Below are 22156 nucleotides of genomic sequence, written 5' to 3' on the forward strand. Positions count from 1 at the left end.
TCAGGCAGGGCCGCACGCGGCACCAGGGGCGCGGCCGGACGCGCAGCCGGGGCGGGCAAGGACACCGTCCGATGAAAGCCTGCCGTCCCGCCCGTTTCTGTTCCGGCGACATCATGCGCCACGTCGTCGTCATGGCCGGCACCGGGGCAATCGGGCTGATGGCCGTGTTCGCCGTCGACCTGCTGAACCTGTTCTACATCTCGCGACTCGACGACCCGGCACTGACAGCCGCCATCGGCTTCACCGGCGCGGTCGGCTATGTCCAGATCGCGGTCTCCATCGGCATGTCGATCGGCCTCGGCGCCGTCACGGCGCGCCAGATCGGCGCCGGCCGGCACGACCGGGCGCGGCGCATCGCCTCGTCCTTCCTGCTGGTCATGACGGTCGCGACCGCCGCCCTGGGGCTGGCGACGGCCCTGTTTTCGACCCCGATCCTGCACCTGTTCGGCGCGACGGGGCGGGTGGCGCAACAGGCCGGCCAGTATATCCGCATCGTCTCGCCCGCGCTGTGGCTGGTGGCCACGGGCATGGGCTGTTCCAGCCTGCTGCGCGCGGTGGGCGACGCCAAATATTCCATGAACGTGACGCTGATCGGCGCGCTGGCCTCGGCCATGCTCGACCCGCTGCTGATCTTCTGGCTGCATATGGGGCTGGCCGGGGCCGCCATCAGCACCATCCTGTCGCGCGCGCTGGTGGCCATCCTGGGCTATCTGGCGGTCAAGCGGCACGACCTGCTGGCCATGCCCTCCAGCCGCTACATCCTGCACGATGCCAGGCTGGTCGGCGGGGTGGCCATGCCGGCGATCCTGACCAACCTGGCCACCCCCATCGGCGGCCTGTTCGTCACCCATGCCATGGCCACGTTCGGGCTGGCGGCGGTGGCCGGGCAGGCGACCATCGACCGGATCGTGCCCGTCGCCTTCGCCTTCGTCTTCGCGCTGACGGGCTCGGTGGGGCCCATCATGTCGCAGAACCAGGGCGCGGGGCAGCTCGACCGGGTGCGCCAGACGCTGGTGGCGTCACTGAAGCTGGTGGCGATCTGCGTGGCGCTGACCTGGGCGATCCTGCTGCCGGCGCAGGACCTGGTGGTGCGCGCCTTCGCCGCCCAGGGCGCCACGGCGGACCTGATCCGCCTGTTCTGCACCTGGACGGTAGGCGGCTACCTGTTCATCGGCATGCTGTTCGTCGCCAACACCGCCTTCAACAATCTGGGCTTCCCGCTCTACTCCACCCTGTTCAACTGGGGGCGGGCAACGCTGGGCACCATCCCGTTCGTCTGGATCGGCATGCGCTTCGGCCCCTGCGGGGTGCAGGTGGGGCAGGTGCTAGGCAGCGTGGTCTTCGGCACCTGGGCGGTGCTGACGGCCTTCTCGGTCGTGCGCAACCTCAAGCCCGGACGGATCGTCCCCGGCCTGGCCACCGAACTGCCCGGCCGGACCGCGAAGAGCGCGATGGCCGAACTGAACGAACTGGACGAGGAAGAGCAGATCGCCGACGAAGCGGCGCGAGCCTGAACGGACCCTCAAAGGAAAGGACCACCCAATGTCCCGCCTGACAGAAGAAGAACGCAACGCCCTGCCCGACAGCGCCTTCGCCCTACCCGGCCGCCGCTACCCGATCCCCGACGCCGCCCATGCCCGGGACGCGCTGGCCCGCGCCAGCGCAATGCTGCACGAGGGGCACTTGGACCAGGAAGAATACGAAACAATCGTCCAACGCGCCCGCGCGGTCCTGGGCGAAGAATAACGAATCGGGGTCAAGGGGCCGCCGGCCCCTTGCGGGTTCGGGCAGAGCCCGACCCTCCCCCCCTTCAGCCCGCCGTATCCAGCGCCGCCTCGACCTGCGGCAGGATCTCGAACAGATCCCCCACCAGCCCGTAATCGGCCACCTGGAAGATCGGCGCCTCCGGGTCCTTGTTGATCGCGACGATGACCTTGCTGTCCTTCATCCCGGCCAGATGCTGGATCGCACCGGAAATACCGACGGCGATATACAGGTCCGGCGCCACGATCTTGCCGGTCTGCCCCACCTGGTAGTCGTTGGGCACGAAACCGGCATCGACGGCGGCGCGCGAGGCACCGATGGCGGCACCCAGCCGGTCGGCCAGCGGGTTCAGCAGCTTGAAATTCTCCTCGTTCTGCATGCCGCGACCGCCCGAGACGATCACCCGCGCCGATTCCAGCTCGGGCCGCTCGGACTGCGACAGCGCGATCGAGACGAATTCCGACAGCACCGGCCCCTCGGGCACCGCCACCTGCTCGATGGGGGCGGCACCGCCCTCGGCCGGGGCTGGGTCGAAAGAGGACGCGCGCACCGTCAGCACCTTCTTCGCGTCCGACGATTTCACGGTCGCCAGCGCGCTGCCGGCATAGATCGGGCGCACGAAGGTATCGGCATCGACGATCGACACCACGTCGGGGATCGGCTGCACGTCCAGCAGGGCGGCGGCACGCGGCAGCACGTTCTTGCCACTGGCGCCGGAGGCCGCGAGGATATGGCTGTAGCCGGGGGCGAGGTCCGCGATCACCGCCGCCAGCGGCTCGGCCAGTTCATGGGCGGCGGCGGCACCGGCGGCGCGCAGCACCTTGGCCACGCCGTCGATCCGCGCGGCGGCTTCGGCCACCGGGGCATCGCCCGTCACCAGCACGTGCACCTCGCCCAGCGCCCGCGCGGCGGTCACGGCCGAACGCGACGCCTGGCGGATGACACCGGACTCATGATCCAGGAAAACGAGTACGGCCATGATCAGATCACCTTCGCTTCGTTGCGCAGACGGGCCACCAGGTCGGCGGCGGATTCGACCTTGATGCCCTGCTGGCGCGCCGGCGGCTCGGCCACCGAGACGATGGTCAGGCGCGGCGTCACATCCACGCCCAGGTCGGCGGGCGCAATCGTCTCCAGCGGCTTCTTGCGCGCCTTCATGATGTTGGGCAGCGAGGCATAGCGCGGCTCGTTCAGCCTCAGGTCGGCCGTCACGATGGCCGGCAGCGCCAGCGTCAGCGTCTCCAGCCCGCCATCGATCTCGCGCGTCACGGTCGCCTTGCCATCCGCGATCTCGATCTTGCTGGCGAACGTGCCCTGGCCCCAGCCCAGCAGACCGGCCAGCATCTGGCCGGTGGCGTTCATGTCGTCGTCGATCGCCTGCTTGCCCAGCAGCATCAGGTCGGGATTTTCCTTCGCGACCAGCGCCTTGAGGATCTTGGCCACCGCCAGCGGCTCCACCGCCACGTCGGTCAGGACCAGGATGGCACGATCCGCCCCCATCGCCATCGCGGTGCGCAGCGTGTCCTGCGCCTGCTGCACGCCGACCGACACCGCCACCACTTCGGTCGCGATGCCCTTTTCCTTCAGGCGCACGGCTTCCTCGACCGCGATCTCGTCGAAGGGATTCATCGACATCTTCACACCGGCGGTCTCGACACCCGTGCCGTCCGCCTTCACGCGCGGCTTGATGTTGAAATCGATCACGCGCTTTACGGGAACAAGAACCTTCATGGACCTCTTCGCCTGTCTGTCAGCGGGCACTCACCCGAGGGGAGGGCGCCCCCCATAGCCCATTTCACCGAAAAATCACATCCCGCCGGGATAGTTGGGCCCGCCGGCGCCCTCGGGCGTCGCCCAGTCGATATTCTGCGCCGGGTCCTTGATGTCGCAGGTCTTGCAGTGCACGCAGTTCTGGGCGTTGATCTGCAGGCGCGGCGCGGTCTCGGCATCCGCGACCTCATAGACCCCGGCCGGGCAGTAGCGGCTCTCGGGGGCGCGGAACACATCCCAGTTCACCGTCTTCCACAGCGCGTCGCTGCGCAGCTTCAGGTGAACGGGCTGGTCTTCCTCATGGTTGGTTGCGGAGAGAAACACCGACGACAGCTTGTCGAAGGTGATCTTGCCGTCCGGCTTGGGATAGGCGATCGGCGCCGACTGGCTGGCCGATTCCAGGACCTCGTTATCCGCATGGCGATGATGCAGGGTCCACGGCGCCCGGCCGCGCAGCAGCATGGCGTCGATCCCCGCATACAGGGCACCGCCCTTCATCCCGAAGCGCGAGAAGGCGGGGCGCACATTGCGCACCGCGCGCAGCTCTTCCCACAGCCAGGATTTGCGCACCCGCGCGGTATACGATGTCGGCTCGGCCCGGCCGCCCTCCATCGCCTCGGCCACCGCCTCGGCCGCCAGCATGCCCGATTTCATGGCGGTATGGGTGCCCTTGATCTTGGGCACGTTCAGAAAGCCCGCCGTATCGCCGATCAGCGCGCCACCGGGAAAGGTCAGGCGCGGAATCGACTGGATACCGCCCTCCGACAACGCCCGGGCGCCATACGCGATGCGGCGGCCGCCCTCGAACGTGGCGCGGAAGGACGGGTGCAGCTTCACGCGCTGCATCTCATCGAACGGCGAGAGCCAGGTATTGGGATAATCCAGCCCGACCACGAAACCGTACGAGACCAGGTTCTCGCCGAAATGATACATCCAGGCGCCGCCATAGGTCCGGTCGTCCAGCGGCCAGCCGAAACTGTGCTGCACCAGCCCCGGGCGATGCTGCTCCGCCGGAACCTCCCACAATTCCTTGATGCCCAGCCCGTAGGTCTGCGGGTCCACGCCCTTGCGCAGGTTGTACATCGCCATCAGCCGCTTGGTCAGCGACCCGCGGCACCCTTCGGCGAACAGCGTGTATTTCGCGCGCAGCTCCATGCCCGGCGCATAGTTCGGTCCGGGCTCGCCATCGCGGCCGATGCCCATGTCGCCCGTCACCACGCCCACGACCCGCCCGTCCTCGACCAGCACGTCCGCGCCGGCGAACCCGGGATAGATCTCCACCCCCATCTCCTCGGCGCGCCCGGCCAGCCAGCGGCACACATCGCCCAGGCTGACGATGTAGTTGCCGTGGTTGCGCATGTGCGGCATCACCCGGTCCAGCATCGGCACCGAATAGCCCCGGCTTTCGGTCAGGAAGAGCATCGCCTCCTCCGTAACCGGCGTATTCAGGGGCGCCCCGGTCTCGCGCCAGTCGGGCAGCAATTCGTCCAGCGCGCGCGGCTCGATCACGGCACCCGAGAGGATATGGGCCCCGATCTCGCTGCCCTTCTCGATCAGGCACACGCTGGCCTGCGGCACCAGCTGCCGCAGGCGGATCGCCGCCGCCAGACCGGACGGGCCGCCACCGACAATGACAATATCGAATTCCATCGTCTCGCGTGCGTGTTCGGTCATCGCCCTTCTCGCCTCGTCCTGCTGCTGCGCCATGAACGCCACGGCCTGGTTGGAAGATTTATGCCTTCCTAGAACCGAACGGGGGCGGAACGCAAAACCGGCGGAAGGGTCAGGCCGGGGGGCCGAAGGCCAGCTCCCCGGTCGCCCGCCATTCGGACGAGACGAAATTGACGATCAGCGACCGGCGCAGGCCCAGGATCGGCCGGCGCACGAACCCATGCCAGCTCTCTTCGCCGGGCACGAACATCAGGCCGGAATTGAACGCGCCGCTGGCCCGCGCCACCGCCCGGCCATCCGCCGTCATCAGGTCGGTACCCCACTCCGCCGCCCCGGCACCGGTCGAAAGCGCGACCAGCAGGGTCAGCTTCTTGGCCCCGATATCGGTATGCGGCTCCAGCCAGAACCCGTCCGTATCCAGGCACAGCTCCAGCCGCAGGGCGGTCCCCGCCAGCCGGGCACCGCAGCGCGCGGCAATGGCCTCGCGCGTTTCGGCCGCATCGAACAGCCGCGCCAGCAGGTCCAGCCCCGGCTCGCGGCGCGTTGCGGGCGTAACGAAGACGCGCCGGCCGTTGCGGGCATCGCGCCGCCCGCCGGTATCCCCGCCATGGGACGCCGCCCCGGGGTCCCACGCCAGCAGCGCGGCCTGGGCCGCCGGCGGCAGCACGTCGTCCAGCAGCCAGTGCGCGAACGGCCACGCCCGGGCCTCGGCCCCCCGCACCGACGCAGCCGGCCGGTTGGGCTCCGGCCCGTCCGTTCCCGTCACGGCAGGGCTACAGCGCGCCGGCATGGCGCTTGACGCCCGCGGGCGCATGATGCGCGTCAAACACCGCCGCGATATTGCGCAGGAAAGGCCGCCCCTCCTCGGTCACGCGGATCACGGTGCCGTCCAGCACCACCAGCCCGTCCGCCTGGGCCTGCCGCAGGGCCGGCCACGCCCCGTCGTACCACGAGGCCGGGGCCCCATGGCGGGCCCCCACCGCCGCCGGGTCGACCTTCAGGTCGCACATCAGCCGCTCGATCACCTCACCGCGCAGCCGGTCGTCCGCGGTGCGGCACACGCCGCGCACGGCGGGCAGGCTGTCGGGCATCGTCTCCATGGCACGCGCATAGAAGGCCTGGGCCGGCACGTTCTGCGTCATGCCCTGCGGGAAGCTGGAAATCGCCGAGGCACCGATCCCGATCAGCACCGGCGCGGGGTCGACCGTATAACCCTGGAAATTCCGGTGCAGGGTCCCGGCCTCGGCGGCACGGCAGAGCGCATCGCCGGGCCGCGCATAATGGTCCAGCCCGATGGCACGATAGCCCGCCAGGCGCAGGGCCGCGTCGATGCGCGCGCGCTGCGCCAGCCGCTCCGCCGGCGGCGGCAGCGCGCCTTGGGGCAGCAGGGCCTGGCGCTTCTGCTTCCACGGCACATGGGCATAGCCGAACACCGCCAGCCGGTCCGGCCGCAGCGTGTCCGCGACCGTCAGCGCGGTGTCGCCCGCGCCGTCGGTGGTCTGGTACGGCAGCCCGTAGATCAGGTCGACATTGATCGAGGAAATCCCCGCCGAGCGCATCCGGCGCACGCAATCCTCGGTCTGTTCCAGGCTCTGCACCCGCCCGCTGGCCGCCTGCACCACCGGGTCGAGATCCTGGACCCCGAGGCTGGCGCGGTTGAACCCCAACTCCCCCAGCAGCGGCGGATAATCCTCGGGCAGGAAACGCGGATCGAGCTCGATGGCGATTTCGGCACCCGCCTCCACGCGAAACAGCCGGTGGAGCGTCTCCATCACGGCCCGCATGGTCGCAGGCGGCAGGGTCGTCGGCGTGCCGCCGCCCCACTGCACATGCCGCACCGGGCGATCGGGGCCCAGCCGTGCCGCCACCCGCTGCAATTCGTCGATCAGCAGCAGGCCATAGGCCGCCCGCAGGCCGGAATCGCGCACCACCGAGGTATTGCACCCGCAGAACAGGCACAGCACGTCGCAGAACGGAACATGCAGGTAAAGCGAGATCGGTGTTCCCGCCGGAACCGCCCGAAGCCACGCCTCGGCTTCGGCGGCGCCGACCGTGGCGTCGAACTGCGCCGCGGTCGGGTAGCTGGTATAGCGCGGCAAGTTGCCCCCATACCGAACCAGAACGTCGGAAGGGGGCAACGTGTCCACTGGATCAGAACCGGTATTCGATACCGGCACCGACCACGGTCGGGTCGAGCGAGTCATGCGCCTTGATGAAGGGGCTGCTCGTGCCGCGGTCGTTGGCCCATGCATGCATCCGCATGAACATCTGCTTCACGTCGAAGTTGAAGAACCAGTTGCCCACCAGCTGGTAGTCGAAGCCGGCATTGACCGACGGGCCGCCGGTAAAGCCGACATTGAGCTTCTGCACCAGACCACCGGCCGGCGAGACGTTATGGAACCACGCCATCGTGCCGCCGACACCCACATAGGGGTTGAAGCGCTTGTGCGGCCGGAAATGCCACGCGAAGGTCACGGTGGGCGGCAGCACCCAGGCGCTGCCGACATCGACATGGGCCGCCCCGCCGACACCCTCGGCCGCGACCTCATGCCGCGAGCTGGCCGCGATCAGGTCCACCGACAGGTTGTCGGTGAAGAAATATTCGAACGTCAGCTCCGGCGTGACCTGACGCGTGGTCTTGATCCGGCCCGGCACCGCCGCGTTGTTGATCCACAGCTTGCTGTCGCGGTCCTCGGGCAGCACGCCCAGCGCGGACAGGCGGATCAGGAAATCGCCCTTGCCCAGGCCGATCTTGGTGCTGGCGCAGGTCTCGAACAGGCCGCAATGGCTGCGGCGCGAGGGCGGCGGCGGAACGGCATCGGCGGCAACAGGCGCATTGACATAGGCCGACGGCGTCGCCGTCTGGGCACGTCCCGCGCCCGGCGCCAGCGCCAACAGGCCGGCCAGGGCCGGAACGACGAGGCTACGGGTCAATTTCATCGTGTGCGCCTTTCAACTTTCAGCGATAAACAACATCGTGTGGTGTGCATTGATCACGCACCGCCTGTCATCGCCTTGACATAAATCAAGCCATATTCTGCGAGATCTCGATCAGTGTGCGAATCGCCACAGGGTGGCCCGCAACCCGCCCCCGGGCCGCCATCCGCGCCAGAAGCGCCTGCTGGTTCCCGGGCAGGATCACGCGCGCGCTCCCGCAGCCGGCCTTGCAGGCCATATTCTCCAGCGCGGGCAGAAAGGCATCCAGCACCGACCAGACCTCGCCGAACGTCAGTGCAACGAAATGCTCCGCCGTCAGGACCCGCCCGTGGCGCATATCAGGATCGCAGCGAAAGGATATCAGCCCGCACGGCGCGCAGGCCGGGCCATGCCGCGCCACCAGGATGCCGTGCCGGCCGCGCGGGCCCGTGCGCAGGGCACGCCGGGCCAGGCGCATCCACGTTCCGCGCGCCATCGCGGGATAGGCCGCGCGCACCAGCGGATAGGCCAGCGCGGCGTCCTCGGCCCGCAACAGACCGACGACAAGGGCAGGGTCGGCATTCATCGTCGGGCGCGGCAGAAACCTTCCATTCCCGCACGCTTGGGTCCGATGCAGTAAAAGACATTGATTCAGATCAATTCAGCCCGCATTCTGCGGTATGTTCCGGCCCGAGCGGACGGATGGCCGCCCGCGCCGAAACGACCGGCCCGCCCTCCGGCGGGCCAGAACCGGGAGGAACCCGGACGATATGTCTGACCAGACCACCTGCCAGCGCGATGCGCGCCCGCGCCGCCTGATCCTGGCCGGCGCCCACCGGCAGCCCGGCTACTGCCTCAGTTGCGGCATCCGGGCCCAGAGCGTGTGCAGCGTCATCGACGATGACGACATCGCCCGGCTGGCCGAAACGGCGGTCGAAACGCTGGTCCTGCCCGGCCGCACCTTCATCGAGGAAGGCGCCCCGGCGACCGATTTCTACAATATCACCTCGGGCAACGTGAAACTGTTCAAGGCCCTGCCCGACGGGCGGCGGCAGATCACGGGCTTCGCCACCACCGGCCATTTCCTGGGCCTGGCGGTGTCGGACCAGTACGCCTTCGGCGCCGAGGCCATGGACACGGTGCGGCTGTGCCGCTTCTCGCGGGCGCGCATGCGCCAGCTGATGGACGATTTCCCCCGCCTGGAACGCCGGCTGCTGGCCGAAGCCTCGAACGAACTGGTGGCCGCCCAGAACCAGATGCTGCTGCTGGGCCGCAAGACGGCGCGCGAACGGGTGGCCAGCTTCCTGCTGGAACGCGTGCGCGAGGTCCCGAACCCCTCCGAGGACGTCCCCCTGCCCATGACCCGCTCGGACATGGCCGACTATCTGGGCCTGACCATCGAGACCGTCAGCCGGACCCTCAGCTGGATGCGCACCGAACGCCTGGTCGCGATCGGCAAGGGCCACACCGTGCGCATCACCGCGATGGAGCGGCTGGAAGCCCTGGCCGCTGGCGAGGCCGCCTGAAGGGATAGCCCGCCAAGGGCTTTGCCCTTGACCCACCAAAGGGCAAAGCCCTTTGGAAACCCATTCGTCATCAAATAATTGGGGTGCAGGGCCTCAGGCCCTGCCGGGTCCAGGGAGCGCCCTGGGATCCCTCACTCGACCTCGGGACTCGGCTCCGGAAGAACCGCCGGCGGATGCATCTTCGGCCCACGCGTCGGGCCGCCCACGATATGGCCGATCGGGGTCAGCACCTCCACATGGTCGCAGATGATCTTGAACACCGCGAGCATCGGCACCGACAGGAACGCCCCCCACACCCCCCACAGCCAGTCCCAGAACATCAGCGACCCCATGACCAGCACCGGATTCAGCGTAAAGCGCCGGGCCAGCACCATCGGGGTGATCGTCTCGCCTTCCATCAGATGGATGCACAGATAGACCATCGGCGGCAGCAGCGCCTGGAGCACCGACGGAAACACGAACAGGCTGATGACGAAATAGATCACGATCCCGGTCAGCGGACCGATGATCGGGATATAGTTCAGCAGAAAGGCCAGCACCCCCCACAGCAGCGGGTTGGGCAGGCCGAACGCCCAGCATTGCAGCATGTTCGCCAGCCCGACCAGCACGTTGATGATCGTGATCGTCGTCAGGTACAGCGAGACGTTGCGCTCGATCTGGTAGGCGATCTGCACCGCCCGGCGCTTGTCGGCAAAGGTCGGCATGATCTCCACGAAGCGCCGCAGCAGGCTGTCCCCCTGCGCCAGCAGGAAGAACAGCATCAGCATCATGGTAAAGAGCTGGCCCACGAACGCCCGCGTGCCCAGCAGCACGCTGGAGCCGAACGTGCCCAGCCCCCCCTCGGCCGACGGCGCGGCGGGCGCCAGCAGCGCGCCCTGCGCGCCCTCGTGGCCCCGGCCGCTGACCACGGCCAGAAAGCTCTCGATCCGTTCGTTGGCGGCCTGGATCATCCGCAGCGGCCCGTGCAGCACCGCCATATGGGCCTGGATCGCGGCCATGGTCTGCGGCGCGCGGCTGATCCACCCTGCGGCCGGCACCGAAATCGCGGTGCCGATCGCCCCCACCACCCCGAACAGGCACAGGATCAGGATCAGCGCCGCCAGCGTCTTGGGCAGCCGCAACCGCGCATGCAGCACGCGCATGGGCGCAGACAGCAGCAGGTTGGCCACCAGCGCCAGCACGATGGGCAGGATGATCGCAGCCGCGAAATACAAGGTGTAGAAGACCGCCAGCACAGTCAGGATCAGCAGGCAGATGGTCTGCGCGCTGAAACGGCTGCGGCGCACGACCTCGATGGCCCGTTGCTGCTGGCGCGTCTCGAACGAATCCGCTTCTTCACTCTCGGGAGCCAGCATCATGCCCCAGCCTCGCCAACAGCATTCGGCGGACAGGACCCGCCCGACCGCCGTTGCATGGGGCGTAGTCCCCCGCCCGCGCCGACGCAAGGCATAACGCGCATCAACATTGGTGCCACGCGTCCGACGCGGTGCATGCCCCCCCCGGTCGCCCCATTTTCACAGAAACGTGAGCATTCGGAACCCCGATGGTCCGGAAAATGCCGCGATCAAGGCTTGAAAGCCGCGACCATCGGGCGTCACATCCGATCTGAAAGCGGGAGCCCCGCCTTCATGACCTGAATGATGGAGGATCACATGGCCTGGACTGCTCCGAAGATCACCGAAGTTCCGCTGGGCGCGGAAATCAACAGCTACGTCTGCGGCCAGAAGAAATAAGCCGCACGAAACGCCGCCCAGCCTCGTGCGGGCGGCGTTTCTGTTCTAGATATCTGCGCCATGATCGACATCATCGTTCTCGGCGCGGCCGCCGGCGGCGGCTTTCCGCAATGGAATTCCAATGCAGCCGGGTGCCGACGCGCCCGCGCGGGCGACCCCGACGCCCTGCCCCGGACCCAGGCCTCAATCGCCATCAGCGGCGACGGCACCCACTGGTTCGTCGTCAACGCCTCGCCCGACCTGCGCACGCAGATCAACCAGACGCCGGCGCTGCACCCGCATCAGGGCCTGCGCTCCACCCCCATCGCCGGGGTGATCCTGACCGGCGGCGAGGTCGATACCGTGACCGGCCTGCTCACCCTGCGCGAGCGCCAGCCCTTCACCCTGCTGGGCACCCGCCCGGTGCTGGACCTGCTGGACGCCAACCCGATCTTCGAGGCCCTGGACCGCGCCATCGTGCCGCGCCTGGCCCTGGCGCTGGACCAGCCCTACCCGCTCGCCCTGCCCGACGGAAAACCGGCCGGGCTGACGATCACCCCCTTCGCGGTACCCGGCAAGGTGCCGCTCTATGCCGAAACCGGCCCCGACCCCGCCGCCATCGTCGAAAATGGCGAGACGGTGGGGCTGGCGATCACCGACGGCACACGCCATGTCTTCTTCATTCCCGGCTGCGCCCGCATGACCGACGCGCTGCGGGCCCGCCTGCGGGGGGCGGATATCGTGTTCTTTGACGGCACATTGTGGACCGACGACGAAATGCTGCGCGCAGGCGTGGGGCAGAAGACCGGCCAGCGCATGGGCCACATGTCCGTCAGCGGCACCGACGGCACCATCCACGCGCTCTCCGACCTCGAAATCGGGCGCAGGATCCTGATCCACATCAACAATTCCAACCCCGTCCTGCTGGCCGACAGCCCCGAGCGCGCCGCCGCGCGCGACGCGGGATGGGACGTGGCCTTCGACGGCATGAGGATGACGGCATGACCAGCCTTCCGCTTTCCCCGGACGAACTGGAGGCCGCGCTGCGTGCCATCGGCGCCGCCCGCTACCACAATCTGCACCCGTTCCACCGCGCGCTGCATGACGGGCGGCTGACCCGGGGCCAGGTGCAGGCCTGGGCGCTGAACCGCTATTATTACCAGTGCCGCATCCCCGCCAAGGACGCGACGCTGCTGGCCCGGCTGCCCACGGCAGAGCTGCGGCGCGAATGGCGGCGCCGCCTGGTCGATCACGACGGCGACGCGCCGGGCACCGGCGGCGTGGCCCGCTGGCTGAAGCTCACCGACGGCGTCGGGCTGGACCGCGCCTATGTCGAGTCGCTGGAAGGGCTGCTGCCCGCCACCCGCTTCGCCGTCGATGCCTATGTGGAGTTCGTGCGCGACCGCTCGATCCTGGAGGCCATCGCCTCGTCCCTGACCGAGCTGTTCTCGCCCACCATCATCAGCGAGCGCGTGTCGGGCATGCTGCACCATTATGATTTCGTCACCCCGGAAACGCTGGCCTATTTCCAGCCCCGGCTGACCCAGGCCCCCCGCGATTCCGACTTCGCCCTGGCCTATGTCCGCGAACACGCCCGCACCGTGGCCGAGCAGAAATCGGTGCTGGACGCGCTGACCTTCAAATGCGCCGTACTGTGGTCGATGCTGGACGCGCTGGATTACGCCTATGTCGTCCCCGGCCGCATCCCCCCCGGCGCCTTCACGCCCGACCCCGCATGACCGACGCCCCCGCCCCGCCGCCGGTCGCCGAAGACACGGTCGTCCGCTTCCTGCGCGGGACCCGCCTGCAACATGACCGGGTGCGCGACCAGTGGGTGATCCAGGCACCGGAACGCGCCTTCATCGCCGACCCGATCGCCGCCGAGATCCTGCGCCTGGTTGACGGCACGCGCCCGGTCGCCGCCATCATCGACATCCTGGCCCAACGCTTCGCCGCCCCGCGCCCGGTCATCGCCCACGACGTGCTGGAAATGATCGCCAGCCTGGCCCAGCGGCAGGTACTGACCGCATGACCCACATCCCCGTCCCACCGCCCATGAGCCTGCTGGCCGAGCTGACGCACCGCTGTCCGCTCCAGTGCCCGTACTGCTCCAACCCGCTGGCGCTGGACGGGCGGGAGCACGAACTCACCACCGACGACTGGCTCCGCGTGCTGGAACAGGCGGCCGAACTCGGCGTGCTCCAGGTCCATTTCTCCGGCGGCGAGCCGATGGCCCGCCGCGACCTGCCCGACCTCGTGCGCCGCGCCGCAGCGCTGGGGCTGTACACCAACCTCATCACCTCCGGCGTGCTGCTGACCGAGGCCACCCTGGCCCAGCTGGCCGAGGCCGGGCTGGACCATGTGCAGCTCTCGTTCCAGGACGTCGACACCGCCCCGGCCGAAACCATGGGCGGCATGCCCGGCGCGCAGGAAAAGAAGCTGGCCGCCGCGCGCCTGATCGTGGCCGAAGGCATGCCGCTGACGACCAATTTCGTCATCCATCGCGGCAATGTCGGCCGCATCGGCCGCATGCTCGACCTGGCGGTCTCGCTGGGCGCCCGCCGGGCCGAAATCGCCCATACCCAGTATTACGGCTGGGGCCTCGTCAACCGCGCCGCCCTGATGCCCAGCCGCGCCCAGCTCGAAGAAGCAACCCGCGCGGTCGAGGACGCCCGCACCCGTCTGGCGGGCACGCTGGCCATCGACTACGTCACCCCCGACTACTACGCCGACCAGCCCAAGCCCTGCATGGGCGGCTGGGGCCGGCGCTTCGTCAATATCTCGCCCACCGGCCACGTCCTGCCCTGCCACGCCGCCGAGACGATCAAGAGCGTCCCCATCCCCGACATCCGCACCGACAGCCTGGCCGCCATCTGGGCCGACGCCCCCCTGTTCCGCCTGTTTCGCGGCACGGACTGGATGCCCGAACCCTGTCGCGGCTGCGACCTGCGCGAACAGGATTGGGGCGGCTGCCGCTGCCAGGCCCTGGCCCTGCTGGGCGACGCCGCGGCAACCGACCCGGTCTGCACCCGCTCGCCCGACCACGCCCGGATCAGCAGGATCCTGGCCGACCTGCCGGAGACACCGCCGCCACTGGTCTATCGCCGGTACGGCAACGCGCCGGGGTAGGGGGCAGCAAGGGCTTTGCCCTTGACCCACCAAAGGGCAGTCGCCCTTTGGAAACCCGGTCGTTACGAAAGATGGAACGATATCGATCCGGGATCTTTCATTCTTTTTTTCTGGTCATCGGATATATCCGATGACCCCGGATTTTCCCTCGCCGCGTGTCCGCAAGCGCGCATTTCCGGTCGGGCCCTCAGAACCATTCCTTCTGATGGGCAACATACGTCTCATAGAAATCCTGGTCGGATTTCGAGATGTAGATAACGCCCTCGATAAAGGCGATCAGCCAGATCACCGCCCCCGGTATGCCGAAAAAGATAAAGCCGAACATCGTAATCAGCAGCATTACGATCCCGGCCTTGTTGTACCCCAGATAGAATTTATGAATCCCGAACCCGCCCAGGAAAAACGCCAGCAGCCCCGCAACAATCTTCGATTTCTCGCCCGAGCCGTTGATATCGATATTGATGCTGCCCAGCGGCGGCTCGGACATGACGAAGATCGACAGCGCCTCGCCATTGCTCTTGTCGAAATCGACCTTCACGCCTTTCTTCAGCGCGGAAAAATCGGACCGTACGCTCGTTCCCTTGAACGTATATCGATTATTGTCGTCCCCGCTGATCAATCCTTCTCCAATCCGGGGATCATAATCGAGAACGGTTCCGCGCATCGTGTGCCATCCGAAAATCTTGTGCCGACCCCGTCAGCATAAGGATCGGGGACAATTTTCGTCAATTCGAAACGCCCGGCATCATAACTAAAATCATGTTCCAGACGAACATGGAAACAAACACCAAAAACAAGCATGAAAACATAACAGTATAAAATCATATCAATCCTTCATTAGACCCCAACCGGGCAGACCATCCGGGCAGACCGCCCAACCCCCTATCCCGCCGGTTTCCCGGCCAGCCGCACCGGCAGCAGGCGGGTCGTCAGGCACAGCAGCGCATGCAGCACGCACAGCACGCCGAACGCCACGGCAAAGACCCGCGATGCCATGAACGGGCCGGCCGATGCCTGCCCGCCCAGGGTCATCGCGCACAGCGTCGTCCAGATCGGCCCGCCCAGCCTCTGCACGATATTCAGCGCCGTGGTCGCCACCGGCAGGTCCTGCCGCTTCACCGCGGCATATCCCGCGCTCATCGACGGAATGCCGATCGCCCCCATCCCCGCCCCCCGCAGGAACAGCGCACCGGCCAGGATCGAAAAAGCGACCCCGTACAAGGCAAAAAACACAAGCAGCAGGGTCCCCGCAAACGCCACCAGTGCGCCGCAATGCGTCAGCCTGCGGATACCGAACCGGTCCGTCAGCCACCCCATCAGCGGATAGGTGCACATCATGCCCAGCCCCATGGGCGTCATCAGCCAGCCGACCCGGTCGGGCGACAGGCCACCGCCATGGATCAGCCAGACCGGCACCAGCATCTGCCCCGCGAACAGCGCACCGTTCAGCAGGAACATGGTGCCGACCGAGGCGGAAAAGACCCGCCCCCCGAACAGCCGCAAATCGATCAGCGCCCCATCGCCCTTCCGGCGCGCCCACGCGCCATACACCGCAAACAGCAACAGCCCACCGCACACCAGCGCACCGCCCACGCGCTGGCCAAGACGGTCGATACCGTAAAGAAAGAACACAAGAGCCGGCGAAAGCAGCGCCAGACCAACCAGGTCGAGCACGCGCGGGCGCACCTGCTGCCGATCGTCGGGCAGGAAACGCCACGCGAGCACAAAAGCCAGGAGCCCGACCGGCAGGTTGAAGAGAAAGATCCAGCGCCAGGAGGCAAATGTCAGGATCCCGCCCGCGACGACCGGCCCCAGAAGCGGCGCCAGCAGGACCGGCATCACCACCATGCTGGCCACGCGCGGCATGTGCCGGCCGGCGGCGCGCGCCACCAGCATCTGCGCCATCGGCGCCAGAAAGCCGCCCGCCATCCCCTGCACCACGCGAAAACCGATCAGCGACGGCGCCGACCATGCCAGCCCGCACAGGCCGGATGCCAGGGTGAACGCGGCGAAACACCACAGATACAGCGCCCGCGCCCCGATACGATCGACCAGCCAGCCATTCAGCGGCAATGTCAGCGCCAGCGCCAGCAGATACCCGCTCATGACCCACTGGATGGTCGGGAACGCAGCATGCAGCGTCCCCGCCAGCCCCGGCAGCGAGACATTGACGATCGTGGCGTCGAGCTGCGACATGAACGAACCAATGGCCGCAACACTGGCGATTTTCCAGATGCCGGGCGGCAGCCGGTCGCTCTCCCCGGGCGACGCGCCCGCCTCCGCCGCGCGGCTCATGCCGAAAAGCCGGGGCCAGTCATGCGGCGGTTCAGGCCGTCAGTTCGACGGCATCGGCAGCCGTCACCCGGCCGAGCATCGGAAAGATCTGCGCGAAGGCAAAGCGATGCATCTCCGCCGACAGGCCCGACGTCGCATCCTCCGCCACCACCACGGCATAACCATGCTCATGCGCGGCCCGTGCGGTCGATTCCACGCCCATATTGGTCGCAATCCCGCCCAGCACGATCGTCGTGATGCCGCGCCGGCGCAGTTGCAGGTCCAGGTCCGTGCCGTAGAAGGCCCCCCATTGCCGCTTCGTCACCGTCAGGTCGCCCGGTTCGGCCAACCCGTCCACCAGTTCGGTCCAGTCCTCGGGAAAGCCGCCCGGCGGCGGGGAAAACGGCCGGTCGACCGGCGTCCGCACCGCATCGGCGAAATCGGGCGCGAAGGCGACATTGACCAGCACCACCGGCGCGCCGGCCGCCCGGAAACGGCCGGCCAGGCGCTTGCCGCGCGCCACCACCTCGTCCCCCGAGTGCGGTGCCACGGCGCGGCCGACAATGCCCTTCTGGAGGTCGATCAACACCAGGGCGGTCCGGGAAGCGGGGAGGGATATCATCATGCGGTTCCGATATCGTTGCCTTCGTTCCCCCGGCGCGTTGTCGGCACCGGCGGGGTTCGATAGAATTTGAGGACGAACTCAAGCAGGGGCATTATTTGAGCATGGGCTCAACTTCGTCAAGCACCCATCGCGCCGCGTTGCAGCCCCAGCGCGCGGTCGGCCGCCAGCGGGTGGCGGAATTGCTGGCGGCGGCCTCCGACCTCATCGCCGAACGCGGCTACGAGGCCACGACCATGGCCGCGATCGCCGAGCGTGCCGGCGCCCGGATCGGGTCCCTCTATCGTTTTTTCCCGAACAAGGAGGCAATCGCCGATACCCTGCTGCGCCGGCATCTCGACATATTGCGCGAGGCCTATGACGCGCTCGGCCACCGCGCGGCTGGCGCCACGCCCCAGGAACTGGCCGATATCCTGATCGATCTCCTGGCCACGCTTTATCCGCGTGTGAAATCGCTGCCCGCCCTGATGGATGTCCGCACCGACCGGACCGAACTCAGCCGCCAGTCGCGGGCCACGGCCCTGGGCGGCATTTCCGCCGCGCTGCGCGCCTGCGCGCCGAAGCTTGACCCGCGGGAGGCCGACGATATCGCAACCGTCGTGCTCAACAACATGAAGACGATGCTGGGCATGGTCCTGAACACCGCACCGACATCACCCGGCGCGCCGGACGAGCTGCGCCTGATGAACCGGCTCTACCTCGCCGCCCGCCTGGCGCCTGCCCTCGGCTAGGGACCGCCAAGGCGGCGGTGATAGGCCGTGAAGACCGTCCCGGAAACCGCATTCAGCACCCGGATCCCCGCCGCCTCGTCCGGCAGGTCGCGGCTGAGTTCCACGAGGATATAATGCGCCCCGTTCGGCAGGAACACGATCGCGGCGTCGTTGCGCACGCCGTTGACCCACCCGGTCTTGTGCGCCACCGGCGTCCCGCCGGGCAGGGGAGGCGGAATGATATCGTTGAAGGTCTGGCCCAGCATGATGCTGATCATGGCCCGGCTTTCCTCGGGCCCCACGATGGCCCCCTGGTCCAGCTTCTGCAGGAACCCGCCCAGCCCGCGCGCCGTGACGCGATTGCGGATGCCCTGGGCATCGGCATCGAAATCCTCGATCATCCGGCCGAAGACGATGCCCTCCAGCCCCTGCCGCGCCACGACGGCGCGAATGGGCAGCACCCCCAGCCGCTCGATCATCAGGTTGGTCGCAAGATTGCTGCTGTACTGGATCATGACCCGCAGCAATTCGATCACCGTGACAGGCTGGCCCGCCTGGGCATAGAGCGGATCGTAGGAATCCTCCTTCTGGTCGAGCGCGAAACTGCCCGTGCCGACCAGCGAGTGGAAACGGTTATGGACGACAATCGCCTCGTCGGGCTTCAGCGTGCCGTCGCGAAAGGCGGCATAGGCGGCATCCATCACAAACAGCTTGATGGTGCTGGCGGCATTGATCGGCTCGTCGCAATGCAGGCACACATCCGGCGCCTTCCCCGACGGCGCGGCATAGACGGCGAAGAAACCCGGCCGCCCGTCCACGATCCGCGCCACCGAATCCGCCATCGCGTCCGCGCGGGCCGCCCACGCCACCCCGGCCGGAAGCGCCAGCCCGCACAGGACGGCACCGGCGCGGATCAGCCAGAATCGAAATCCGGATAGCGGCACGGTCACTCTCCTCGGGCATGGAGCCACGCATTGCGAAACCGTTATAATCTTCGTTTTCATGCCCGACCAATTCACCGAGATTCCCATGCCTTAGCCTTGGGTTATCACCTGTGGAAAAGTTTCGCCTTCCTAAGCGGGCCACGATCGGCGAAGGAGGAAGGAGCGATCGACAAGGGGCTGCCTGCAAAGCCGCCCTGCCGGGCGGGCGTACCGCGCAGCGCGGACAACGCGCCGGGGCCACGCCCGCAGGACGATTTTGCAGACAGTCTCTCATGCAGCGGGGTGGCGGCGCGATTATGGATACAGGCAGGATTTCACGCCGGGGCGTGTTCGCGGGCGGCGCCGCACTGGGCGCCGTGGCCATGATGGCGGGCGAGCGCACCCTCTTGCCCCACAGCGCCACGGCAGGGGACGCACTTGTCCCGCCGCATCGCCCCCGTCTGGCACCGCTGCACCCGCGCGTGGACCAGATCACCGACCTCAAGGTCTGCATCCGCCCCTTTCGCGCCGCCGGCCCCCGGCTGGATGTCGAGCGGATCGGCGACAAGACGATCTTCCATAATTACGGCCATGGCGGCAGCGGCTGGTCCCTGTCCTGGGGGTCGGCCAACCTGGTGGTCGGCAATGTGGCGGCCACGCTGCACCGCAAGGTCGCGGTCATCGGCTGCGGCATCGTCGGGCTGACAAGCGCGCTCACGGCACAGCGCGCGGGCTTCGACGTGACGATCTACACGCGCGACCTGCTGCCCCACACGCGCTCGGTCCGCGCGAACGGAAGCTGGACCCCGGATTCCCGCATCGCCCTGACCCAGACCGCCGGCCCCGCCTTCGCCGACCAGTGGGAGCAGATGGCCCGTTTTTCCTGGGCGACCTACCGCACCTATCTCGGCCTGCCCGGCGCGCCGATCATGTTCGAGGATAATTACATCCTCTCCGACAAGCCTTTCGACGACCGGCCCGCCCCACCCCCGCCCGCCGGCGCCCCCGGAACGATGCCGCGCGCTACCGAGGATTTCGCAACCTACGAAAGCAGGATCCGCGACATCGTCCCGGCCGTCGAGGATATTCCCGACGCCGAGAACCCCTTCGCCGCTCCGCATGCGCGGCGTCATTCCCTGATGATCTACAATTTCGGCGCCTACGGCCATTTGCTGCTGTCCGAATTCCATCAGGCCGGCGGCCGCATCGTCATCCGCGAATTCCATACCCCCCACGACCTGGCCTCGCTGCCCGAAAAGGCGATCATCAACTGCCCCGGCTACGCGGCGCGGGAATGGTGGCGCGACGACAGCCTGATCCCCGTCCGGGGCCAGACGGCCTGGCTGCCGCCCCGGCCCGAGGCCCCGTACGGCCTCGATTACCGGGGCGCCGCCCTGCTGTCGAAGACCGACGGCGTCATGATCCAGGCCGTGGACCTGGACGGGCTGGGCGAAATGACGGGCGTGGGCAACAGTTTCGAACATCCCGACCCGGCGGAAGCCGCGCGCGCCATCGGCGTGTTCGCCGACCTGTTCGCCCGCATGCCGATGGTGGGCGGCTGACATGACGATGCGCCAGGCCATCCTCTTCACCCTCATCGCCCTCCTGCCCGGCATCGCCTCGGCCCGCCCGGCCGCCGAGGCGACCCACGGCGCCGACCTCTACCGCGCGGCATGCGCGATGTGCCATGGCCCGACGCTGGAGGGCAATTTCCAGACCCCGGCCCTGACCGGCCGCTTCGTCGCGAACTGGGCGGGCGCCCCGGTGGCGGAACTGGAATCCTATGTCCATCGCGCCATGCCGCTGATGGCGCCGGGCACATTGTCGCCGGAAGATACACGGGCCATCGTCGCGTTCCTGCTCCAGGCGAACGGGCTTGCGCAGGGCGGAACCATACGGCGGGTCCATCCCTCGTGAAATCCGACGCAATGTTCTCTTCTTTTTCTGAAGAAAAAGAAGCAAAAAGACTTTTATCCGTTCAGGGACATCGCGTGTCCCCAGCAAAAAGCTCCTGAACGAATCAAAAGTTTTTTGGTTCTTTTTTCAAAAAAGAACAGAACTCCACCTCCCCGGAAGGACCCAGAATGCGCCTGCGCCAGATCGAAGTCTTCTACGCGATCATGACGACGGGCTCGCTCCGGCGTGCCGCCGAACTGCTGCATGTCTCGCAGCCGGCCGCCAGCAAGGTTCTGCGCTACGCCGAACAATCGCTGGGCTTCGCATTGTTCGAGCGCGCGGGCGGCCGGCTGGTACCGACGCGCGAGGCCCGCATCATGCTGCCGCACGTCAACGCCATTTTCGAAAAACTGTCGGACCTCAAACGCCTGACCGACAATCTGCGCTATGCGCGCGACGGGCATTCCATCAGCATCGGCTGCGTGCCCAGCCTGGGGCTCAGCCTGGTACCGCGCGTGGTCCAGCGCTACCGCGCCGCCCATCCGGGCATGGAACTGACGATCGACGCGCTGCACGGCACGGAAATCGTGTCGCGTATCCTCAACCACGATCTCGACCTCGGCATCGTGTTCGGCGACTATTCGCGTGACGGACTGACCGCGCTGCATATCGCGGATATCCCGCTGCTGATGATCGACCGCGAAGGCGGAGGCGGCCCCGTCAGCCTCTCCGCGATCGACCCCGCCCGCTATATCGGGCTGAGCGAGAACGATCCCACGGCCCGCCTGCTCGACATGGCGCTGGACGAGGCCGGAATTCCCACCACGCCCCCGGTGCGGGTGCGCACCCATTTCATGGCGGCCGAACTCGTGCGCCTCGGCGGGGGCTGCGCCATCGTCGATGCCCTGACCGCATTGCATCACCCGGGCCTGCCCCGGCCGCGCCCGCTCTCCCCGCCGCTGGACGTGACCTGCACCGTCCTGTTCCGCGCCGACCATGCGCTGTCGCATATCTCGCAGAACATCCTCGCCCTGCTGCGCAGCGAACTCGAAATCGACCTGGCCGCGCTGGCGGAATGACGTACGGAAAGCCCTTCACCCCAGGTTAAGGGAGACATGCATTTGGGGACGCGACGGGCGAAACGTTTCGTGCTTTCAATGGACCCCTTTCCGTTGCGGCCCATCCATGACCGGGGGCCGGAATTTCACATCCAGGGCCGTCGATGATCCAGCGTTTCCGATAT

Annotated in this window: 24 protein-coding genes; 12 read left to right on the forward strand and 12 right to left on the reverse strand. The window is 67.6% G+C overall.

What is annotated here, in order from left to right:
- Positions 1-71: 71 nt before the first annotated feature.
- Both HLH27_RS03715 and HLH27_RS03720 read left to right on the forward strand, forming a co-directional pair.
- Complete coding sequence (locus HLH27_RS03715; protein ID WP_246375409.1) at positions 72-1514, forward strand: MATE family efflux transporter; 1443 nt, start codon at positions 72-74, stop codon at positions 1512-1514.
- A 28-nt stretch (positions 1515-1542) separates the two neighbouring features.
- Positions 1543-1746, forward strand: a complete 204-nt coding sequence (locus HLH27_RS03720) for a hypothetical protein (RefSeq protein WP_182947896.1) — start codon at positions 1543-1545, stop codon at positions 1744-1746.
- 64 nt (positions 1747-1810) lie between these two features.
- On the opposite strand, the gene HLH27_RS03725 is transcribed toward HLH27_RS03720, so the two are convergent.
- From HLH27_RS03725 to HLH27_RS03755, 7 genes are all read right to left on the reverse strand, one after another.
- Positions 1811-2743 carry an electron transfer flavoprotein subunit alpha/FixB family protein gene (locus HLH27_RS03725; RefSeq protein ID WP_182947898.1) on the reverse strand — a complete coding sequence of 311 codons (933 nt, stop codon included), beginning with the start codon at positions 2741-2743 and terminating at the stop codon, positions 1811-1813.
- A gap of 2 nt (positions 2744-2745) precedes the next feature.
- Complete coding sequence (locus HLH27_RS03730) at positions 2746-3495, reverse strand: electron transfer flavoprotein subunit beta/FixA family protein (RefSeq protein ID WP_182947900.1); 750 nt, start codon at positions 3493-3495, stop codon at positions 2746-2748.
- 75 nt (positions 3496-3570) lie between these two features.
- A complete protein-coding gene (locus HLH27_RS03735; RefSeq protein ID WP_182947902.1) occupies positions 3571-5208 on the reverse strand; it encodes an electron transfer flavoprotein-ubiquinone oxidoreductase in 1638 nt (545 codons plus the stop codon).
- A gap of 109 nt (positions 5209-5317) precedes the next feature.
- Positions 5318-5995 (reverse strand): 2OG-Fe(II) oxygenase, encoded by a 678-nt coding sequence (locus tag HLH27_RS03740; RefSeq protein WP_246375410.1) that lies wholly within the window; start codon positions 5993-5995, stop codon positions 5318-5320.
- Positions 5979-7343: an oxygen-independent coproporphyrinogen III oxidase gene (gene hemN, locus HLH27_RS03745; RefSeq protein WP_246375449.1), complete on the reverse strand. Its 1365-nt coding sequence runs from the start codon at positions 7341-7343 to the stop codon at positions 5979-5981. The genes HLH27_RS03740 and hemN overlap by 17 nt, the downstream gene beginning before the upstream one ends.
- A gap of 13 nt (positions 7344-7356) precedes the next feature.
- Entirely contained in the window at positions 7357-8145 is a 789-nt protein-coding gene (locus HLH27_RS03750; RefSeq protein WP_182947905.1) for an OmpW/AlkL family protein, read from the reverse strand.
- 85 nt (positions 8146-8230) lie between these two features.
- Complete coding sequence (locus HLH27_RS03755) at positions 8231-8707, reverse strand: hypothetical protein (protein ID WP_182947907.1); 477 nt, start codon at positions 8705-8707, stop codon at positions 8231-8233.
- A gap of 184 nt (positions 8708-8891) precedes the next feature.
- On the opposite strand from HLH27_RS03755, the gene HLH27_RS03760 reads away from it, so the two are divergent.
- Positions 8892-9647 (forward strand): Crp/Fnr family transcriptional regulator, encoded by a 756-nt coding sequence (locus HLH27_RS03760; RefSeq protein WP_182947909.1) that lies wholly within the window; start codon positions 8892-8894, stop codon positions 9645-9647.
- A 131-nt stretch (positions 9648-9778) separates the two neighbouring features.
- Here the strand turns inward: HLH27_RS03760 and HLH27_RS03765 are convergent, their stop codons facing one another.
- Positions 9779-11005, reverse strand: coding sequence for an AI-2E family transporter (locus HLH27_RS03765; protein WP_182947911.1), 1227 nt, complete (start codon positions 11003-11005; stop codon positions 9779-9781).
- 294 nt (positions 11006-11299) lie between these two features.
- Between HLH27_RS03765 and pqqA the strand changes: the two genes are divergently transcribed.
- The 5 genes from pqqA to pqqE are packed head-to-tail and all read left to right on the forward strand — an operon-like array spanning position 11300 to position 14488.
- Positions 11300-11380: a pyrroloquinoline quinone precursor peptide PqqA gene (gene pqqA / locus HLH27_RS03770; protein WP_012224451.1), complete on the forward strand. Its 81-nt coding sequence runs from the start codon at positions 11300-11302 to the stop codon at positions 11378-11380.
- 60 nt (positions 11381-11440) lie between these two features.
- Positions 11441-12364: a pyrroloquinoline quinone biosynthesis protein PqqB gene (pqqB, locus tag HLH27_RS03775; protein WP_182947912.1), complete on the forward strand. Its 924-nt coding sequence runs from the start codon at positions 11441-11443 to the stop codon at positions 12362-12364.
- The gene (pqqC, locus tag HLH27_RS03780) at positions 12361-13098 is read left to right on the forward strand and encodes a pyrroloquinoline-quinone synthase PqqC (protein WP_182947914.1); all 738 of its coding nucleotides are present in this window, start codon (positions 12361-12363) and stop codon (positions 13096-13098) included. Before pqqB ends, pqqC begins: the two co-directional genes overlap by 4 nt.
- On the forward strand, positions 13095-13391 hold the full coding sequence (gene pqqD / locus HLH27_RS03785) for a pyrroloquinoline quinone biosynthesis peptide chaperone PqqD (RefSeq protein WP_182947916.1): 297 nt from the start codon (positions 13095-13097) through the stop codon (positions 13389-13391). Before pqqC ends, pqqD begins: the two co-directional genes overlap by 4 nt.
- Positions 13388-14488 carry a pyrroloquinoline quinone biosynthesis protein PqqE gene (pqqE, locus tag HLH27_RS03790; RefSeq protein ID WP_182947918.1) on the forward strand — a complete coding sequence of 367 codons (1101 nt, stop codon included), beginning with the start codon at positions 13388-13390 and terminating at the stop codon, positions 14486-14488. Before pqqD ends, pqqE begins: the two co-directional genes overlap by 4 nt.
- Before the next feature lie 187 nt (positions 14489-14675).
- On the opposite strand, the gene HLH27_RS03795 is transcribed toward pqqE, so the two are convergent.
- The 3 genes from HLH27_RS03795 to HLH27_RS03805 all read right to left on the reverse strand — a co-directional run bounded on the left by HLH27_RS03795 (position 14676) and on the right by HLH27_RS03805 (position 17384).
- Positions 14676-15152 (reverse strand): TM2 domain-containing protein, encoded by a 477-nt coding sequence (locus HLH27_RS03795; RefSeq protein WP_182947920.1) that lies wholly within the window; start codon positions 15150-15152, stop codon positions 14676-14678.
- A gap of 218 nt (positions 15153-15370) precedes the next feature.
- Positions 15371-16783 (reverse strand): DHA2 family efflux MFS transporter permease subunit, encoded by a 1413-nt coding sequence (locus tag HLH27_RS03800; protein ID WP_182947922.1) that lies wholly within the window; start codon positions 16781-16783, stop codon positions 15371-15373.
- Between the two features lie 31 nt (positions 16784-16814).
- The gene (locus HLH27_RS03805; protein WP_182948145.1) at positions 16815-17384 is read right to left on the reverse strand and encodes a hydrolase; all 570 of its coding nucleotides are present in this window, start codon (positions 17382-17384) and stop codon (positions 16815-16817) included.
- Positions 17385-17488: 104 nt separating this feature from the next.
- Here HLH27_RS03805 and HLH27_RS03810 point away from each other — a divergent pair, with 104 nt between their 5' ends.
- Complete coding sequence (locus HLH27_RS03810) at positions 17489-18115, forward strand: TetR/AcrR family transcriptional regulator (RefSeq protein WP_182947924.1); 627 nt, start codon at positions 17489-17491, stop codon at positions 18113-18115.
- Here the strand turns inward: HLH27_RS03810 and HLH27_RS03815 are convergent.
- Complete coding sequence (locus HLH27_RS03815; protein WP_338029832.1) at positions 18112-19038, reverse strand: serine hydrolase; 927 nt, start codon at positions 19036-19038, stop codon at positions 18112-18114. The genes HLH27_RS03810 and HLH27_RS03815 overlap by 4 nt on opposite strands.
- 296 nt (positions 19039-19334) lie before the next feature.
- On the opposite strand from HLH27_RS03815, the gene HLH27_RS03820 reads away from it, so the two are divergent.
- From HLH27_RS03820 to HLH27_RS03830, 3 genes are all read left to right on the forward strand, one after another.
- A complete protein-coding gene (locus tag HLH27_RS03820; RefSeq protein WP_220790265.1) occupies positions 19335-20579 on the forward strand; it encodes an FAD-dependent oxidoreductase in 1245 nt (414 codons plus the stop codon).
- A 1-nt stretch (position 20580) separates the two neighbouring features.
- Entirely contained in the window at positions 20581-20934 is a 354-nt protein-coding gene (locus HLH27_RS03825; protein WP_182947928.1) for a c-type cytochrome, read from the forward strand.
- Between the two features lie 167 nt (positions 20935-21101).
- Positions 21102-21992: a LysR family transcriptional regulator gene (locus tag HLH27_RS03830; protein ID WP_182947930.1), complete on the forward strand. Its 891-nt coding sequence runs from the start codon at positions 21102-21104 to the stop codon at positions 21990-21992.
- Positions 21993-22156 lie beyond the last annotated feature (164 nt).

Source organism: Gluconacetobacter takamatsuzukensis, assembly GCF_014174275.1.
Taxonomy (GTDB): Bacteria; Pseudomonadota; Alphaproteobacteria; order Acetobacterales; family Acetobacteraceae; genus Gluconacetobacter; species Gluconacetobacter takamatsuzukensis.

Excerpts from the sequence above, each read along its gene's own strand:
- pqqA (WP_012224451.1), top strand. The coding sequence starts at position 11,300 with ATGGCCTGGACTGCTCCGAAGATCACCGAAGTTCCGCTGGGCGCGGAA.
- HLH27_RS03715 (WP_246375409.1), top strand. The coding sequence starts at position 72 with ATGAAAGCCTGCCGTCCCGCCCGTTTCTGTTCCGGCGACATCATGCGC.
- HLH27_RS03725 (WP_182947898.1), bottom strand. The coding sequence starts at position 2,743 with ATGGCCGTACTCGTTTTCCTGGATCATGAGTCCGGTGTCATCCGCCAG.
- pqqE (WP_182947918.1), top strand. The coding sequence starts at position 13,388 with ATGACCCACATCCCCGTCCCACCGCCCATGAGCCTGCTGGCCGAGCTG.
- pqqC (WP_182947914.1), top strand. The coding sequence starts at position 12,361 with ATGACCAGCCTTCCGCTTTCCCCGGACGAACTGGAGGCCGCGCTGCGT.
- pqqD (WP_182947916.1), top strand. The coding sequence starts at position 13,095 with ATGACCGACGCCCCCGCCCCGCCGCCGGTCGCCGAAGACACGGTCGTC.
- HLH27_RS03755 (WP_182947907.1), bottom strand. The coding sequence starts at position 8,707 with ATGAATGCCGACCCTGCCCTTGTCGTCGGTCTGTTGCGGGCCGAGGAC.
- HLH27_RS03830 (WP_182947930.1), top strand. The coding sequence starts at position 21,102 with ATGCGCCTGCGCCAGATCGAAGTCTTCTACGCGATCATGACGACGGGC.
- HLH27_RS03720 (WP_182947896.1), top strand. The coding sequence starts at position 1,543 with ATGTCCCGCCTGACAGAAGAAGAACGCAACGCCCTGCCCGACAGCGCC.
- HLH27_RS03730 (WP_182947900.1), bottom strand. The coding sequence starts at position 3,495 with ATGAAGGTTCTTGTTCCCGTAAAGCGCGTGATCGATTTCAACATCAAG.
- HLH27_RS03760 (WP_182947909.1), top strand. The coding sequence starts at position 8,892 with ATGTCTGACCAGACCACCTGCCAGCGCGATGCGCGCCCGCGCCGCCTG.
- HLH27_RS03765 (WP_182947911.1), bottom strand. The coding sequence starts at position 11,005 with ATGATGCTGGCTCCCGAGAGTGAAGAAGCGGATTCGTTCGAGACGCGC.
- HLH27_RS03750 (WP_182947905.1), bottom strand. The coding sequence starts at position 8,145 with ATGAAATTGACCCGTAGCCTCGTCGTTCCGGCCCTGGCCGGCCTGTTG.
- HLH27_RS03810 (WP_182947924.1), top strand. The coding sequence starts at position 17,489 with ATGGGCTCAACTTCGTCAAGCACCCATCGCGCCGCGTTGCAGCCCCAG.
- HLH27_RS03800 (WP_182947922.1), bottom strand. The coding sequence starts at position 16,783 with ATGAGCCGCGCGGCGGAGGCGGGCGCGTCGCCCGGGGAGAGCGACCGG.
- pqqB (WP_182947912.1), top strand. The coding sequence starts at position 11,441 with ATGATCGACATCATCGTTCTCGGCGCGGCCGCCGGCGGCGGCTTTCCG.
- HLH27_RS03795 (WP_182947920.1), bottom strand. The coding sequence starts at position 15,152 with ATGCGCGGAACCGTTCTCGATTATGATCCCCGGATTGGAGAAGGATTG.
- HLH27_RS03805 (WP_182948145.1), bottom strand. The coding sequence starts at position 17,384 with ATGATATCCCTCCCCGCTTCCCGGACCGCCCTGGTGTTGATCGACCTC.
- HLH27_RS03820 (WP_220790265.1), top strand. The coding sequence starts at position 19,335 with ATGGATACAGGCAGGATTTCACGCCGGGGCGTGTTCGCGGGCGGCGCC.
- HLH27_RS03735 (WP_182947902.1), bottom strand. The coding sequence starts at position 5,208 with ATGACCGAACACGCACGCGAGACGATGGAATTCGATATTGTCATTGTC.
- HLH27_RS03740 (WP_246375410.1), bottom strand. The coding sequence starts at position 5,995 with ATGCCGGCGCGCTGTAGCCCTGCCGTGACGGGAACGGACGGGCCGGAG.
- HLH27_RS03825 (WP_182947928.1), top strand. The coding sequence starts at position 20,581 with ATGACGATGCGCCAGGCCATCCTCTTCACCCTCATCGCCCTCCTGCCC.